The following is a 16875-nucleotide window of genomic DNA, read 5'->3' as shown; positions in this document are numbered from 1 at the left end:
AAGGAAGAAAGAAAAAAAATGATTCCCAAGTTCCGACAACAACACTTCGGTTTTCCCAAAGTGCTAAAATAAATAATATGATGTCTATTGAAAGGAGATATGACTTATGTTAGTACCTAGTATTTTTGGAGAAAATTTATTTGATGACTTTATGGACTTCCCATTTAACGATGATTTCTGGGGAAGGAAAAATCCTTTATATGGAAAGAACGCCAAGAGAATGATGAAAACCGATATCCGGGAGACAGAGGGTTCCTATGAACTGGATGTTGACCTGCCGGGATTTAAGAAAGACGAGATCAAGGCTTCCCTGGAAAATGGTTACCTTACCATTTCCGCAGCAAAGGGATTGGATAAAGATGAGAAAGACGGTAAATATATCCGCCAGGAGCGTTATGCAGGAGCAATGAGCAGAAGCTTCTATGTAGGCGATGAAGTTACCCAGGAGGATATCAAGGCTAAATATGAGGACGGTATCCTGAAACTGAGCATTCCGAAAAAAGAGAAAAAACCTGCAGTTGAACAGGATAATCACATTGCTATTGAGGGATGACAGATTTTAGTCAGCCCTGGGGCAGAAGAGTAGGAAAAGTGAAAAAGGAGGAATGACCTATGTTACTGCCGAGAACATTTGCTGATGACTGGTTTGATGATTTCTTTGATTTTGACGATTTCCCATTTTTTAATGACAGAGAAGATAGGAAAATGGAAAGGAAGCTCTATGGACGGAGAGCGAAAAATCTGATGAAGACAGATATCCAGGAGAAGAAGGACGGCTATGAACTGGATATCGATCTTCCCGGATTCAAGAAAGAAGATATAAAGGTTACTCTGGAAAATGGCTATATGACCATTTCCGCACAGAAGGATTCTCCAAAGGAGACAAAGAACGGACGTTTCATCCGGAAAGAACGTTTCAGCGGAGCCTGTGAGAGAAGCTTTTATGTAGGCGACAATCTGACTCAGGAGGATATCCAGGGTGAATTCAAACATGGCGTACTGAAACTGAGGATTCCGAAGAAAGAAGCGGCTCCTCAGGTAGAAGAGAATAAGTACATTACCATTGAATAAAGGGATAATAGATAAGGGACTGCTTCCCGCCGGGGATTTAAGAACCGGCAGGGGAGCAGTCTTTTGCTGTCTGCTTTTGCACAGAAAAAGAATTTGCAAATAGGAGAAAAGGGTTATAGAATAGGGATATCAAAACAGGAAAGTCTCAGAAGGGGAGAGACTTTAAAAGGAGGTATTTCTATGAACATTTGGCATGATATCAGTGAGGAGCGGATCTACCCCACAGATTTTATGGCGGTGATCGAGATCGAAAAGGGGAGCAACAAAAAATACGAGCTGGATAAGGAGACCGGCATGCTGTCACTGGACAGAATCTTATTCACTGCAACCCACTATCCCATGAACTACGGTTTTATTCCCAGAACTTACGGAGACGACAAGGATCCTCTGGATGTGCTGGTACTTTGTTCTGAATCAATTCTGCCCATGACCCTGGTCAGGTGCTACCCTATAGGTGTTATGAAGATGGAAGACGGGGGAATGGGAGATGAGAAGATCATTGCCATTCCTTATGGAGATCCTACCTATATGGGTTATACAGATATCCATGAACTGCCGAAGCACATTTTTGAGGAGCTGAAGCACTTCTTTACTATCTACAAACATCTGGAAGGAAAAAGTACCACAGTCAATGAGTTCGGCGGCCCCATTGCGGCAGTAGAAGTTATCGAAAAATGTATGGAGAATTATAAGAAAAAATTTGTAGATCAAACAGAGGAAGCCCAGGCATAAAAAGGGCGGTCAAAAACTTGAAAGGAAGACTGGAAGAACGGCCATGGAGAATCTTATTTTTAGTCTGAATGCTACGATACCTGTATTTTTGCTGATGGTCCTGGGACTGGCTCTCAGGAAAATCGGCTGGATCGACGAAGGGTTTGCTTCGAAGATGAATCAATTTGTCTTTCGGGTGCCTTTGCCGGTGCTTTTATTCCAGGATCTGGCTACCGTAGATTTTTATGAAATGTGGGATGGAAAATTTGTTCTTTTCTGTTTTGTTGTCACATTTCTGGAGATTTTCCTAGCCGGTCTTCTCTCCCTTCTTCTGAAAGACCGGAGCACCAGGGGGGAGTTTATCCAGGCTTCTTACCGGAGCAGCGCTGCTCTTCTGGGGATTGCTTTTATCCAGAATATTTACGGTTCTGCTGGGATCGCCCCCTTGATGATCATCGGCAGTGTTCCTTTGTATAATATAATGGCGGTAGTGGTCCTTTCTTTTTTCAGCCCTGAGAGAAAGAACCTGGATGGCGCTACCGTTAAGAAGACCTTGAAAGGGATCATTACAAACCCTATTATTATTGGTATTCTGGTAGGAATGGCCTGGTCTCTGCTGAGACTGCCTTTGCCCCAGATTGCTCAGAAAACAGTCAGCAGTATAGGGGCAACGGCAACCCCTCTGGGCCTGATGGCCATGGGAGCTTCCTTTGATTTCAAAAAGGCTCTGGGGCAGAAAGGACCGGCAGTAGCTGCCTCTTTTCTGAAGCTGGCAGGATTTGGCGCCCTGTTCCTTCCTTTGGCGGCAGCTATGGGATTCCGCCAGGAAAAGCTGGTAGCCATTCTGATCATGCTGGGTTCGGCTACTACAGTAAGCTGCTATGTGATGGCGAAAAATATGGATCATGAGGGAACGCTGACTTCCAGCGTGGTTATGCTGACTACACTGGGAAGCGCTTTTACCGTCACTGCCTGGCTGTATATTTTCAGAACTCTGGGGATGATCTGAGAAGGGCTGTCTGGTTGATAAATTTATCTTGACAGAAAAGAGAGAGAAGTTTATACTGAAAAAGTAAAAAACAGGGGAGCTTGTAAACAGGCTGAGAGGAAGTTGTGAACTTCGACCCGGGAACCTGATTTGGATAATGCCAACGTAGGAAGAAAGAAGAGATTTCAGGAGATGGCAGAGTCCGTCTCCTTTCTTTTTGTGCGATAAGCTGGACATGATATTGCGTCGGATAGGATATTCCCCTATTCGATCAAAAGACTCTTCAGAAGACAGATTTCTGAAAGAAGTCCCAAGCTAAGGTTCCTTACGAAAACAGAATACTGATCACAGTTGAGAGTGAGCCAACGGGTTCATGAAGGGGTGCACCACCACGGGTGTATTACTTCGTGAACCCTTTTTTAGTCTATGTAGCTGTCCCATTAATCATTTTCGAGAATATTTACACATTTTACTGCTTAGTCTGCGCTGCTTTGAGCCTATGGTCTCAAAGCTGTGCTCGACAAATTCGCATAAAATGTATAAATATTCCTGAAGTATGACTAATGGGACAGCACCATAGAATAAAACCTCTCTGTGTGGCAGAAATTCTGGAAAGGAGAGGAAGATGATTGTAAACGGAGAAAGAGCAGCCTGGGAGGCCGGTCTGACAGTGGAGAAGCTGCTGGAAGCAAGAAATTACCGGCAAGACCGGGTTGCGGTGGAAAAAAACGGAGAGATCGTTCCTAAGAAGAATTATTCCACAGAAGAGATCCTGGAAGAGGACAGGATCGAGATCGTCAGTTTTGTTGGAGGAGGCTGATCTTATGGAGAAAAGGATTCCATCCAGGGAAGAACTGCAGAAAGCCCTTCTTGCCCGGTGCACAAGGGAAGAAGCGGAAAAACTGTGGAAGGCAGAGGTTGCGGTGGCAGGCCTTGGGGGCCTGGGCTCTAATGTAGCGGTATTTCTGACCAGAGCAGGAGTGGGACATCTTCACCTTATTGACTTTGATAAGGTGGATATGACAAATCTGAACCGGCAGCACTATTTTATTTCCCATCTGGGTATGGATAAGACAGAAGCACTCAAAGAGCAGCTTCTTCAGATTAATCCCTGGCTGGATATTGAAACCAGCTGTGAAAAAGTCACAGAAGAGAATATTCCCAGGCTTTTTCAGAATGCAGGTATTATCTGCGAAGCTTTTGACAGGCCGGAGAATAAGGCTATGCTGGTTAACGGCTGTCGGGAGTTTTTTCCTGAAAAACCTCTGGTCTGTGCCAGCGGCATGGGAGGGTTTGGAAGGAGCAATGATATCGTCACCAGACAGGTGGGAAGAAATTTTTATCTCTGCGGAGACGGGACTTCCGGGATCGAGGAAGGACAGGGGCTTGCAGCCCCCAGAGTGGCCCTGTGCGCAGCTCATGAGGCAAACTTGATCCTGGAACTGATATTAGAAAAAAATTAAGAAATGAGGGAAGAAAAAATGAACGATACAAAAGACACTTGGAAAATCGGAAATCACGAGTTTACTTCCAGATTTATTCTGGGATCCGGGAAATATTCTCTGGATCTGATAAAGGCAGCGGTAGAGCAGGCAAAAGCCCAGATCATTACCCTGGCTCTTCGCCGGGTAAATGAAGGCGGCGCCGCCAATATCCTGGATTATATCCCCCAGGGCGTCAGTCTTCTGCCCAATACTTCCGGAGCCAGAGATGCCCAGGAGGCAGTGCGGATCGCCAGGCTTTCCAGAGAAGTCTGCGGCAGCGATCTGGTAAAGATCGAGATCATGCGGGATACCAGATACCTTCTTCCGGACAACCAGGAAACTATTAAAGCTACAGAAATCCTGGCAAAAGAAGGATTTACTGTTATGCCCTATATGTATCCGGATCTTAATGCCGCCAGAGATATGGTCCAGGCAGGCGCCGCCTGTATCATGCCTCTGGGAGCGCCCATCGGCTCCAACAAGGGCCTGTGTACCAAAGAATTTATCCAGATCCTCATTGATGAGATCGACCTGCCCATTATTGTAGATGCCGGCATCGGAAGACCTTCCCAGGCCTGCGAGGCTATGGAAATGGGGGCAGCGGCAGTCATGGCCAATACTGCTATTGCAACGGCAGGAGATGTGCCTCTTATGGCAGATGCCTTCCGCAAGGCTATAGAAGCAGGAAGAGAGGCTTACCTTTCCGGACTTGGAAGAGTTATGGAAAAAGGAGCCAGCCCTTCATCACCCCTTACAGGATATCTTCAGGACTAGGAGGCAGAGGCAATGAGTCAGGAAAATCACGTAAACGAAAGTATCATCAATGAAGAAGTAAAAGAATTTCTGGAAAAAGGAAAGCGGACGGATCACATGAAATATCTGCCGGATATGGAAGTGATTCAAAGCGATGTGATGGACAAAGTCCGGGAGGCTGCGAGAAGTTATGACTACAGTCTGTATACAGAGGCAGATGTAAGAAGAGCTCTTGCCCATGATTACAAGACACCGGAAGACTTTAAGGCCCTCCTTTCTCCTGCAGCGCTGCCTTTGCTGGAGGAGATTGCTCAGTGTGCCCAGAAGGAGACCAGGAAGCACTTCGGTAATTCCATTTATATGTTCACGCCTATCTACATAGCAAATTACTGTGAAAACTACTGCATATACTGTGGTTTTAACTGCCATAACAGGATCAAAAGAGCCCAGCTTACCTATGAAGAGATTGACAAGGAAATGGCAGCTATTGCCAAGTCCGGCCTTCAGGAAATCCTGATTCTGACAGGGGAGAGCCGGAAAAAATCCACCGTAGAATATATCGGAGAGGCCTGTAAGATCGCCAGGAAATATTTCCGGGTCATCGGTCTGGAGGTTTATCCTATGAATTCTGATGAGTACGCCTACCTTCATAAATGCGGAGCAGACTATGTCACGGTTTTCCAGGAAACCTATCATGCAGACAAATATGAGACCCTCCATCTGGCAGGTCATAAAAGGATTTACCCTTACCGTGTCAATGCCCAGGAAAGAGCCCTTATGGGTGGTATGCGGGGAGTAGCTTTCGGCGCCCTTCTGGGGCTGGACGATTTTAGAAAAGATGCTTTTGCCACAGGTATGCATGCCTGGTATCTCCAGAAAAAATATCCCCAGGCAGAGATTTCCTTCTCCTGTCCAAGACTTCGTCCTATTATTAATAACGACAAGATCAACCCCATGGACGTCCACGAGGCCCAGCTTCTTCAGGTAGTCTGCGCCTACCGTCTGTTTATGCCTTTTGCAGGGATCACTATTTCTACAAGAGAGTGTGCCAGAGTAAGGGATAACCTGGTAAAGATCGCCGCCACTAAGATTTCCGCCGGAGTCAGCACCGGTATCGGCGAGCATGTAGAAGAGCTGGAAGATAAGGGAGACGCTCAGTTTGAGATCTCAGACGGACGGTCTGTCCAGGAAGTCTATGACAGCCTGCTGGGAGAAAATCTCCAGCCGGTTATGGCGGAGTATGTCTATGTGTAGAGAAGAAAGAATGACTGCAGAGCTGGAAAAAGATCTCTGGTCCCGGATAACGGTTGTTACCAACCGGAAGCTTGCTGTCCGCCCTTTTCTGGACCAGATCGAGATCCTCTGTCAAAAAGGGCCCGAGAGGATCCTGTTAAGAGAAAAAGATCTGAACCTGCCGGAATATGAGAAGCTTGCAGTAGAAGTAAAAGAAATCTGTGACAGATACCAAGTGCCTTTTTACTGCCATACCTACAGGGAAGCAGCAGTAAAAGCAGGGACGCAGGGTCTGCAGCTCCCTCTTTCAGTGCTTCGGGAGACAGGAAGAGGAAGCTTGGACAAAAAATGGAACCTCGGCTGTTCTGTTCACAGCCTGGAAGAGGCTCAGGAGGCGGAATGCCTGGGAGCGGATTATGTCATCGCCGGACATATATTTGCTACAGACTGTAAGAAGGGCCTTCCTCCCAGAGGCCTGGACTTTCTGGAGCAGATCTGCCGGTCAGTTTCCCTGCCGGTCTACGCCATCGGAGGGATCCGTCTGGAGCAGGATCAGATAAAAAAAACACTGGCTGCCGGAGCCAGAGGAGTGTGCATTATGTCCGGAGCTATGAAATTCCAGCCGTAAAGGCTCAGGCAGGAGGATATTACAATGTTTCAGTTATTGTTAGCGATTATTTATCTGGCTTTTATCAGCCTGGGACTTCCGGATGCACTATTAGGCTCTGCGTGGCCCACCATGTATCAGGAACTCTCGGTACCTGTTTCCTTTTTCAGTGTACTTATGACGGCAGCGGCGTTGTTCGGGTTTTCTGTCAGCCATTCTTATGCGGCGCTGTGTCTGTGGGCCAGCAGCTATCTGGTGCTGCGCCGGGGCCTTTCAGAGGATGCAGCCGCCGGTATTCGGGGTGATCGCCAATCATATCAGCACAGCTCTTCTGCCGCTGTATCTGCTGCTGATCCTGGTGCTCATGATATTCGCATATGAGAAAATGCTGAAGAAAGTAAAATAACTGTATTCAGGCGTTAAATACATATTTATCCAGCCGTTCCATAGCCTCTTTAACAAGGCTGTGGGGCAGGGCCAGATTCATACGGATAGAGCAGGGACCGTGGAAAGGCCTGCCGTCCTGCCAGATAACACCCACCTGGATCCCGGCGGCTTCCAGCTCATCCAGGGTCTTTCCATGTTCCTGGCACCATCTGGTGCAGTCCAGGAAGAGCATATAGGTTCCTTCCGGTCTGGACAGTTCTACACCGGAAAAATGGGTGGTGATATAGTCATAAGCATAGTTTACATTGTCTGTCAGTACCTGGCAGAGCTGATCCACCCATTCATAGCCTTCCGGCTTGTAGGCGCCGATCAGGGCATGCATGCTCAGTACATTCATGCTGTTGTAGTGGGAAAGAGAGGATTCTTTCTCCATACGGTCACGGATCCATTTGTTATAAACAATATGATAGCTTCCCACAAGGCCCGCCAGATTAAAGGTTTTGCTGGGAGCGTAGAATGCGGCGGTGCGCATCTTTGCGTCCTGGCTGACGGATTGGGTGGGTATATGTTTGTGTCCATCCAGGATCAGGTCAGACCAGATCTCGTCAGAAACTACATAGACATCATATTTCTGGAAAAGGGCCATGGCTTTTTCCAGTTCCCAGCGTTCCCACACCCGTCCGCAGGGATTGTGGGGAGAACAGAAAACAGCGGCATGGATGTTTTCTGTAGCCAGTTTCTCCTCCATATCTTCAAAATCCATACGCCAGATGCCTTTTTCATCACGTTTTAAAGGACTCAAGACCATATCGTAGCCGTTATTTTTCAGACTGCCGGTAAAACCTATGTAGGTGGGAGAGTGAAGGAGTACCTTGTCTCCTTTGGAACAGAATACGTTCAGAGCAGAGACTACTCCGCCCAGAACCCCGTTTTCATAACCGATACATTCACTGGTAAGACCGGTGACCCCATTTCTGGCCTGCTGCCACCGGATAATGGAGTCATAATATTCCTGAGAGGGAGAAAAATAGCCGAAAGCCGGATGTTCCGCCCTCTGGATCAGGGCTTCCTGTACGGTGGGAACCGTAGGAAAATTCATGTCTGCCACCCACATGGGGATTACAGAAAAGCCTTCTTTGATCTCAACATTTTCTACTCCCAGCATACCGCCTTCCAGAGCAGTTTCTACATCTAAAGCTATGGCGTCTTTGCCCTTTCGGTCCATGATTGTGGTAAAGTCGTATTTCATGTCAAAAAACCTCCTATTATTCTCCCCCTATGATACAATCTGCAGGCAAAAAATTCAAGGCTTTGCCATAGCGTATACTTCGTGGTATACTAGCCTTGAATTCTAAGGAGGCATGTTTTTATGAAGTGTCAAAAGGTGAAGAAAGAATCCCTGGCGGCAGCCCGGCAGCAGGAGATCATACGGGCCTGTGAGGAGCTGTATGAGACTATGGAATACGAGGATATCAGCATTAAAGAAATTGCGAAATCCACCTCCATCTGCCGTTCTAATATATACAACTATTATCAGACAAAAGACGAGATCTTTCTGGATATCCTGGAGAAAGATTATCTTTCCTGGACAGAAGACATCAGGGAGGCTATGGACCGGGAGGAACAGCCGGGACGGGAAGCCTACTGCAGGAATATTGCCGGGACGGCGGCTCTTCATCCCAGGCTGCTGAAACTGATGGCAGTCCATTATATCACCATAGAGAAGAACTGCTCTCTGGAAAAGCTGACGGCTTTTAAGCATGCCATACATCCTTTCCAGGAGACCATGGAAGAAGTGCTTACCCGGTATTTTCCCAAAGCACCCAGGGAGAAGATCCAGAATTTTATCTTTCTCCTCCTGTCTTTAGTCCAGGGGATCTATTCCATGACCAGCCTTTGCGAGAAGCAGGTAAAGGCCATGCAGGAGGTAAATCCGGATTACCGGATGCCGGATTTTACTGCCGCTCTTTATCAGGCTCTTTATATCCTTACCTCAGACTTGCTGTAAAAAACCCAATTCTTATTGTCAGGAATACAGGAAAAGCTGCCAGTATACCCTTTGCCAAATAACTGGGCCAATCCCGCAGAATGCTTTTTGCCCCGTGCAATCGGGAAAGCAGACAAGGGATTTGGCGCAGTTGTTTGCAAAAGGATATACTGGCAGCTTTTTTTAGCTCAGGCAGTCTTTAATCTTTCAGTACCTGGTCTAACACATCGGTAACTTTCTTTACCGGGATGATCTCCAGTTTTTCTTTGACTTCCTCAGCCACATCTTCCAGATCCTCAATATTGTCATAAGGGATAAATACCTTCTGGATACCGGCTCTCTGGGCAGCCATGAGTTTTTCAGGAAGTCCTCCGATAGGCATGACACCGCCACGGAGAGAAACCTCACCGGTCATGGCATATTCTGTTCCCACAGCCTTTCCTGTTACCAGAGAGGCCAGGGCGGTTACCAGAGTAATACCTGCAGATGGTCCGTCTTTCGGTACGGCTCCCGCAGGAACGTGAATGTGAAGATCCCGTTTCTCCAGGCTCTCTGTTTCTTTGGGAAACAGAGATTTTACCAGAGTCAGGGCAATCTGGACAGACTCTTTCATTACATCTCCAAGCTGTCCGGTGATGAGGAGATTTCCTTTTCCTTCCATCAGCTTGCTTTCGATAAAGAGGATCTCGCCGCCTGCGGTGGTCCAGGCAAGGCCTGTAACTACACCCGGCTCCTTTTCCTCCAGACGGGTCTCATGACGCATACGCTGATGTCCCAGGTATTCCGGCAGGTTTTCTTTAGTAACCGTTAAAGTTTCCTGTTCTTTTTTCACCAGCTTTACAGCGGCGTTCCGACACAGGATGTCGATGAGTTTTTTCAGACTCCGGACCCCTGCTTCACCGGTATATTCTTCGATCATTTTGTGCAGAGCGCTGTCGGTGACTTCCAGATTTTCTTCTTTAATACCCATAGTTTCCAGGGCCTTTGGCAGAAGATGGCGTTTGGCGATCTGGAATTTTTCCAGAGATGTGTAGCCTGGGAAGGAAATCACTTCCATACGGTTCAGCAGAGGCTCTGGAATGGTGTCTGTGGTATTGGCGGTGCAGACAAACAGAACATTGGACAGATCATAAGGAACGTTCATGTAATGATCGGTAAAGCTGTTGTTCTGTTCCGGATCCAGAACTTCCAGAAGAGCACTGGCAGGATCGCCGCTGTAGTCTCTGGCCAGTTTATCCACCTCATCCAGGACCATAACAGGATTGGAAGCTCCGCTGCGCTTCATGCCTTCCATGATACGTCCGGGCATAGCCCCTACATAAGTACGCCGGTGTCCCCGGATCTCTGCTTCATCCCGGACGCCTCCCAGACTGATCCGGACATATTTTCGTCCCAGAGCCTTGGCGATACTCTGGCCGATGCTGGTTTTTCCGGTGCCGGGAGCTCCTACAAAGAGCAGGATAGAACCGGACTGTTTTTTGTTCAGGGCCATTACTGCAAGCTGCTGGATGATCCTCTCTTTGACTTTCTTCAGTCCATAGTGGTCTTCATCCAGGATGGCCTCAGCTTCTTTCAGGTCAATAGAAGGCATTTTCGGAGTCTTCCAGGAAAGGCTGGTGACAAAATCCAGATAATCATAGAGCAGGCCGTATTCATGGCTTTCCTTGCCTTCCTGCTTCATACGGTTTAGAACTTTTTCTGCTTCCTGCTTTGCTTCTTTGTTCATGCCGGAACGGGCGATCTTTTTTTCAAATTTCCGTACATCAGAGACATTTTCCGGATGCATATCGTCCAGTTCCCGCTGGAGATATTCAATCTGTTTTTTGATAGCCGCCTCCCGGTAAAGCTGTTCCTGGTCATCCTTCTGAGCGGAAGAGGCTTCCTGGGAAACCTTGGACATTTCTATAAATTCATAGATGGCATTCTCAATGAGGCCATCCCTTTCCTTCCTGGAATCTGCCGCCAGGATCTTATATTTTTCTTCTGTATTGAGATTCAGATAATCTGTGAGAGAGCAGGCCAGATCGTGAAGATTTTTCCTCTGCAGGATATAACTTCTGGCCCAGACGCCCCATTGATATCCCTGGACAAATTTCAGAAGAGCTCCCCGGAGTTTTGAAAAAAGTTCCGCCTCTTCCTCATCAGAGATATCGCTGATTTCTCCCCGGATAGAAGCGGTAGCTGTGATATGATTATCTGCAACTTCAATATCGGAGATATCCACCCGCTCCAGTGTGCGGATCTGCACATTTTCCGAATCGTCGATCCCTTCTACCCGGGCAGAAATGCCAATGGGATAGAAATCCCCGGCGGTCAGCTCATTCCCGGATTTGTCGTCTTTCAGCAGCATAAAGAGCACATCGTCATCTTTTTTCATAGGTTCTGTACACCAGCCGTTGAAAAAATCCTTCTTGAAATAGTAGGAAACATCGGGAAGTAAAAGTATATTATGAACAGGTCTTACAATCATAAGAAATCCTCCTTTTATCAGCAGTCTATTTAAACGAGTGCTAAAGCTTGATTTTAAAATATAGCGAATAATAAATGAATTATCCGCTTTCCCGTTTAAAACCTACAACAGTTTCCTGGCACAGTACAAATTCTGACACTGTGTCATTGGTTATACAATAGCATGCACAGAAGAGAATGTCAATATACTTTGCAAAAAAAATGAAAAATAAAGTAGACGGAAAAGAGAAAATCCGATATGATATTTTCTATCGGGCAGCTTTGCTCTGCAAAGGAGAACATTCGATGAACATTATTAACATAGAACATATTGATAAGATATTTGGAGATAAAGTGATTTTTCATGACGCTTCTCTGGGAATCCAGCAGGGGGATAAGATCGGCATTATAGGGATCAATGGTACAGGAAAGTCTACTTTATTAAAGATCATTGCCGGAGAAGAGGAGCCGGATACGGGAGAGGTGATATACCAGAACGGTCTGAAGACCCTGTATCTGCCTCAGAATCCGGAATTCCCTGGCGAGGGGACATTGGAGTCTTATGCTCTGAAGGGAGATCCTCAGATAGACTGGCAGGTACAGAGCTATCTGAATATACTGGGGCTTACAGACCTGGACATTCCTCTGGCAGCTCTATCTGGAGGACAGAAAAGAAAGGCGGCTATGGCCAAGACTCTGTCCCAGGAATTTGACGTGCTCCTTTTAGATGAGCCCACCAACCATCTGGACTTTGAAATGACAGCCTGGCTGGAGGAGTACCTGAGAAATATGAATAAAACGCTTCTCATGGTAACCCATGACCGTTACTTCCTGGACAGGACGGTGAATAAAATCCTGGAAGTCAGCCATGGCAGTCTTTATGAATACCAGTCAGACTATTCTGGATTTCTGGAATTGAAGGCCCAGAGAGAAGAGATGGAGCTGGCATCTGAGAGAAAACGTCAGAGTATTCTGCGTATAGAAACTGAATGGGCCAAGAGAGGCTGCAGAGCCAGAAGCACTAAGCAGAGAGCCAGACTTCAGAGACTGGAAGAATTAAAAAAGGGAAGAGGACCGGTAAAAGAACAGAATGTGGAACTGGAGAACCAGGCTGTGCGGATGGGAAAGAAGACCTTAGAACTTTCTCATATCAGCAAAAGCTATGGCGAAAAGAAATTGATAGAAGATTTCAGCTATATTTTTCTGAAAAATCAGCGAGTAGGATTTATAGGACCTAATGGCTGCGGAAAGTCTACCTTAATGAAGATTATTGCAGGGCTCCTTGAGCCGGATTCCGGAACTGTAGAAAAGGGAGAGACTGTGAAAATCGGCTACTTTGCCCAGGAAGAGCAGGAAATGGACCCTTCTCAGAGAGTTATTGACTATGTAAAAGACATAGGAGAATATTTCAAGACCGGCGAAGGAAGGATCAGTGCTTCTCAGATGCTGGAACGCTTTCTCTTTACTCCGGACATGCAGTACGCCCCTATTGGCAAGCTTTCAGGAGGAGAGAAAAGGAGATTGTACCTGTTGGGGGTACTGGCAGGAGAGATTAATGTGCTGATCATGGATGAAGCAGGAAATAACCTGGATATTCCAACCATGACTATTCTGGAAGATTATCTGCTGTCCTTTCAGGGAATTGTCATTACCGTATCTCATGACCGCTATTTTCTGGATAATGTGGCAGACCGTATCTTTGAATTTGACGGTCAGGGTCATCTGACCCAGTACGAAGGAGGCTATACCGATTATCTGGTGGCAAAGAAAAGCAGGGACCAGGGAAAGAAAGGACCGGAGCAGACCCAGCCTAAAAAAGAGAGCAGCCGGGACTGGAAAGGGCAGCGGCCTGTAAAGCTGAAATTTTCTTTTAAAGAACAAAGAGAATATGAAACTATCGACCAGGATATTGCAGCACTGGAGGATAAAATAGAAAAGCTGGATGCGGAAATCTTGGCTAATGCCACCAATTCGGCAAAGCTCAATGAACTGATGAAAGAAAAAGAAGATACAGAAGCCGCCCTGGAAGAAAAAATGGATCGGTGGGTCTATCTTACGGAATTTGCGGAGCAGATAGAAGCTGAAAAAAATAAGTAAAAGGCAGCTAATGTAAAAAATGCACAAAAACAAAGGGAAATATTAGTAAAAAAATATAGCTTGACGGTGGGGAACACTTTAGTATATAGTTACTATTAGCAGAACAAAATAGAAGGAACAATATATTGATAGTGTGTTACTGGTAAGCAGGCATAAACTATCCGGTATATTCACTTGAAGAGAGTCAGAAGCTGAGACGTTTTTGGCTGCTACAGTGATAGGCGGATATGTTTGTGCTTTTCTTTTTGTCAGTAAAAAGAAGATATAAAGAAAAACAAGGGATTCTTGAAAATGTATCAGATTATCAAAGTATTAAATAATAATGCGATTCTGGCCTATCATAACGAAAATGAGCGGATACTGCTGGGTAAGGGAATCGGGTTCGGAAAGAAGCAGGGAGAACGTTTTGATAAGATTCAGGGCGCGAAAGTTTACGCTTTGGAAGCAGGAGAGAAGCGAAGCTCTGCTGTAAATGCAGTGAATGTCATAGAGCCGGTGTATCTGGAGGCAGTAGGACGGATCATTGACGAGGCGGAAATGGTTTTTGACTCCATTAACAGAGGAATTCTTCTTCCCCTGGCAGATCATATTGCTTTTGCGGTGAAAAGGGAGCAGGAGGAGAATATCTACATACCCAATCCTTTTATACCGGATATTAAACTGCTCTTCGATAAAGAATACGGGGTGGCTTTAAAAGGCAGAGAGATCATTGAAGAAATGACCGGATGCCGGATTTCCGATGATGAAGTAGGATTTATAGCCCTCTATATCCATTCAGGACTTTCTAATGAACATGTGTCGGAGACTTTGAAGACAACCAGGATCATTGATGAGACTATAAAGATTATTGAGAATCAGATGGGGAAGAAGCTGGAGACAGAGTCCCTGTCCTGCATCCGTCTGATCAGCCATCTCTATTATATGCTGGTCCGGACGAGAACCGGAGAAGGAGTCAATATTAATCTGAATGACTTTATGGAGGCCAATTATCCCCGGGCAAATGAGACTGCCCGAATGGTATGTGAATATATGGAAGAGGCAATGGGGAAACCTATTGCAAAGGAAGAAATCGGTTTCCTGGCCGTACACATACAGAGAGCGGCTGTGTGAGGTAAATATCCCATAGAAATATGGGCTATTGCGTATCGCCTAAGGCGAAGCGCAGATATATATATAAACCAATATGAAGGGAGATTTTTAAAATGAAAAGCTTTGAGTACACAATTAAGGACGAACTGGGAATCCATGCAAGACCTGCAGGAATGCTTGTAAAAGAGGCTAAGAAATATCAGAGCAAGATTACCATTACAAAAGAAGGAAAAACAGCAGAGGCTTCTAAGCTTATGGCGGTTATGTCTTTAGGTGTAAAGTGCGGACAGACCGTACAGATTGCTGTAGAAGGTGCAGACGAAGAAGCAGCTGCAGCTGGTATCCAGGCTTTCTTTGAAGCAAATCTGTAAGACTAAGGGGTAGTGAATATGGAACGTCTGAAAGGCAAATCAGTTTATAAGGGAATTGCCCTTGGAAAGATTTCTGTCCTGAAGAAAGATGACTATGTAGTAAAGCGCGTAAAGGTGGAAAATTCTGAGGCAGAGATTGAAAGAGTGGCCCAGGCAAGGGAAAAAGCAAAAGAACAGCTTCAGAAGCTGTATGATAAAGCTGTGAAAGAAGTGGGAGAAGCCAGTGCGGCAATTTTTGAAGTACATCAGATGATGCTGGATGATGATGACTATAATGAGTCTATCGAAAATATCATCCGCACCCAGGAGGTCAATGCCGAATACGCTGTAGCAACTACAGGGGACAACTTCTCTCAGATGTTTGCCAGCATGGACGATGATTATATGAAAGCCCGTGCAGCAGATGTGAAGGACATTTCCGAACGTCTGGTGAGAAATCTTTACGGCGGAGACGGCGGAGATATGGAATTTGACCAGCCGGTGATTATTGTGGCTGATGATCTGTCTCCAAGTGAGACCGTTCAGATGGACAAAGAAAAAATCCTGGCCTTTGTTACTGTTCATGGCTCTACCAATTCGCATACAGCCATTCTGGCCCGTATGATGAACATTCCGGCTCTCATCGGCGTAGACATGGATCTGGAAAAACTGAAATCCGGTATGGAGGCTGTGGTAGATGGCTTCGCAGCAGAAGTAATCTTTAATCCTGACGAAGAAGTGAGGATGGATGCCAGAAAGCGTATTCAGGAAGAAGAAGAAAAGAGCAGGCTCTTATTAGAGTTAAAAGGCAAGGAAAACATTACTCAGAGCGGCCATAAAATCAACATTTATGCCAATATCGGCAGTGTTGGAGATATGGGATATGTACTGGAAAACGATGCAGGAGGTATTGGTCTGTTCAGAAGTGAATTCCTGTATATCGGCAGAAATGAACTGCCGAGTGAGGAAGAACAGTTCCAGGTTTATAAGCAGGTAGCCCAGACTATGGCCGGCAAAAAAGTAATCATCCGTACACTGGATATTGGTGCTGACAAGCAGGCTGATTATCTGGGACTGGGCAAGGAAGACAACCCTGCCCTTGGATATAGAGCTATCCGTATCTGTCTTACTCAGCCAGAGATTTTTAAGACTCAGTTAAGAGCGCTTTTCCGGGCAGCAGTATATGGAAATATTTCCATTATGTACCCTATGATTACGTCTGTGGAAGAGGTTCTGGAGATTAAAAAGATCGTCAAAGAGGTAAAGGATGAGCTGGAAGCAGAAGGAACCCCTTATAAGAGTGATGTAGAAGAAGGCATTATGATCGAGACTCCTGCTTCTGTTATGATCAGCGATGATCTGGCAAAAGAAGTGGATTTCTTCAGCATCGGAACCAACGATCTGACCCAGTATACCCTGGCCATTGACCGTCAGAATGAGAAGCTGGACAGATTTTATAATCCTCATCACAAAGCCATTCTGAGAATGATCCAGACTGTGGTGGACAATGCCCACAAGGAAGGAAAATGGGCAGGAATCTGTGGAGAGCTGGGAGCTGATACCGAGCTTACGGAGACCTTTGTGAAGATGGGAATTGATGAGCTTTCTGTTGCGCCTTCTATGATTCTAAAGCTTAGAAAGATTGTCAGAGACATGCCGTGAAAGTGAGC

Annotated in this window: 16 protein-coding genes, 1 pseudogene and 1 riboswitch; of the genes and pseudogenes, 15 read left to right on the top strand and 2 right to left on the bottom strand. The window is 46.0% G+C overall.

The annotated features are described in order from the left end of the window. Window positions 1-106: 106 nt before the first annotated feature. The 10 genes and pseudogenes from B5G33_RS06400 to B5G33_RS22565 all read left to right on the top strand — a co-directional run. Window positions 107-553, top strand: coding sequence for an Hsp20/alpha crystallin family protein (locus B5G33_RS06400; RefSeq protein ID WP_087417081.1), 447 nt, complete (start codon window positions 107-109; stop codon window positions 551-553). A 59-nt stretch (window positions 554-612) separates the two neighbouring features. Then, window positions 613-1071 carry an Hsp20/alpha crystallin family protein gene (locus B5G33_RS06395; protein ID WP_087417080.1) on the top strand — a complete coding sequence of 153 codons (459 nt, stop codon included), beginning with the start codon at window positions 613-615 and terminating at the stop codon, window positions 1069-1071. A gap of 180 nt (window positions 1072-1251) precedes the next feature. Beyond that, window positions 1252-1803: an inorganic diphosphatase gene (locus tag B5G33_RS06390; protein ID WP_087273867.1), complete on the top strand. Its 552-nt coding sequence runs from the start codon at window positions 1252-1254 to the stop codon at window positions 1801-1803. A gap of 43 nt (window positions 1804-1846) precedes the next feature. Then, on the top strand, window positions 1847-2791 hold the full coding sequence (locus tag B5G33_RS06385; RefSeq protein WP_087417079.1) for an AEC family transporter: 945 nt from the start codon (window positions 1847-1849) through the stop codon (window positions 2789-2791). Between the two features lie 62 nt (window positions 2792-2853). Further along, window positions 2854-2959: riboswitch (TPP riboswitch) on the top strand. Window positions 2960-3395: 436 nt separating this feature from the next. Further along, window positions 3396-3590, top strand: coding sequence for a sulfur carrier protein ThiS (gene thiS / locus B5G33_RS06380; protein ID WP_087273747.1), 195 nt, complete (start codon window positions 3396-3398; stop codon window positions 3588-3590). Between the two features lie 4 nt (window positions 3591-3594). Beyond that, a complete protein-coding gene (gene thiF, locus B5G33_RS06375; RefSeq protein ID WP_087417078.1) occupies window positions 3595-4233 on the top strand; it encodes a sulfur carrier protein ThiS adenylyltransferase ThiF in 639 nt (212 codons plus the stop codon). 18 nt (window positions 4234-4251) lie between these two features. Beyond that, window positions 4252-5028 (top strand): thiazole synthase, encoded by a 777-nt coding sequence (locus B5G33_RS06370; protein WP_087417077.1) that lies wholly within the window; start codon window positions 4252-4254, stop codon window positions 5026-5028. 12 nt (window positions 5029-5040) lie between these two features. Then, window positions 5041-6261: a 2-iminoacetate synthase ThiH gene (gene thiH / locus B5G33_RS06365; protein WP_087417076.1), complete on the top strand. Its 1221-nt coding sequence runs from the start codon at window positions 5041-5043 to the stop codon at window positions 6259-6261. Further along, entirely contained in the window at window positions 6248-6868 is a 621-nt protein-coding gene (locus B5G33_RS06360) for a thiamine phosphate synthase (RefSeq protein ID WP_242974542.1), read from the top strand. Before thiH ends, B5G33_RS06360 begins: the two co-directional genes overlap by 14 nt. A 24-nt stretch (window positions 6869-6892) precedes the next feature. Then, a pseudogene (locus B5G33_RS22565) lies at window positions 6893-7099 on the top strand (MFS transporter); the annotation flags it as partial. A gap of 160 nt (window positions 7100-7259) precedes the next feature. On the opposite strand, the gene B5G33_RS06350 reads toward B5G33_RS22565, so the two are convergent. Further along, window positions 7260-8483 (bottom strand): MalY/PatB family protein, encoded by a 1224-nt coding sequence (locus tag B5G33_RS06350; protein WP_087417075.1) that lies wholly within the window; start codon window positions 8481-8483, stop codon window positions 7260-7262. 120 nt (window positions 8484-8603) lie between these two features. Between B5G33_RS06350 and B5G33_RS06345 the strand changes: the two genes are divergently transcribed. Then, the gene (locus B5G33_RS06345; RefSeq protein WP_087417074.1) at window positions 8604-9242 is read left to right on the top strand and encodes a TetR/AcrR family transcriptional regulator; all 639 of its coding nucleotides are present in this window, start codon (window positions 8604-8606) and stop codon (window positions 9240-9242) included. A 178-nt stretch (window positions 9243-9420) separates the two neighbouring features. On the opposite strand, the gene lon is transcribed toward B5G33_RS06345, so the two are convergent. Continuing rightward, window positions 9421-11691: an endopeptidase La gene (gene lon / locus B5G33_RS06340; RefSeq protein WP_087417073.1), complete on the bottom strand. Its 2271-nt coding sequence runs from the start codon at window positions 11689-11691 to the stop codon at window positions 9421-9423. Between the two features lie 284 nt (window positions 11692-11975). Here lon and B5G33_RS06335 point away from each other — a divergent pair, with 284 nt between their 5' ends. The 4 genes from B5G33_RS06335 to ptsP all read left to right on the top strand — a co-directional run bounded on the left by B5G33_RS06335 (window position 11976) and on the right by ptsP (window position 16867). Then, the gene (locus B5G33_RS06335) at window positions 11976-13766 is read left to right on the top strand and encodes an ABC-F family ATP-binding cassette domain-containing protein (protein WP_087417146.1); all 1791 of its coding nucleotides are present in this window, start codon (window positions 11976-11978) and stop codon (window positions 13764-13766) included. Window positions 13767-14057: 291 nt separating this feature from the next. Continuing rightward, entirely contained in the window at window positions 14058-14876 is an 819-nt protein-coding gene (locus tag B5G33_RS06330) for a PRD domain-containing protein (RefSeq protein WP_087417072.1), read from the top strand. Between the two features lie 92 nt (window positions 14877-14968). Further along, window positions 14969-15226, top strand: coding sequence for an HPr family phosphocarrier protein (locus B5G33_RS06325; RefSeq protein WP_087417071.1), 258 nt, complete (start codon window positions 14969-14971; stop codon window positions 15224-15226). A gap of 18 nt (window positions 15227-15244) precedes the next feature. Beyond that, window positions 15245-16867: a phosphoenolpyruvate--protein phosphotransferase gene (gene ptsP, locus B5G33_RS06320; protein ID WP_087417070.1), complete on the top strand. Its 1623-nt coding sequence runs from the start codon at window positions 15245-15247 to the stop codon at window positions 16865-16867. Window positions 16868-16875 lie beyond the last annotated feature (8 nt).

Origin of the sequence: Blautia sp. An81, from assembly GCF_002161285.1 — a bacterium.
Lineage (GTDB): Bacteria > Bacillota > Clostridia > Lachnospirales > Lachnospiraceae > Blautia > Blautia ornithocaccae.
The sequence above is the reverse complement of the archived record's forward strand: the minus strand, read 5'-3'. Positions and strand labels throughout refer to the sequence as shown.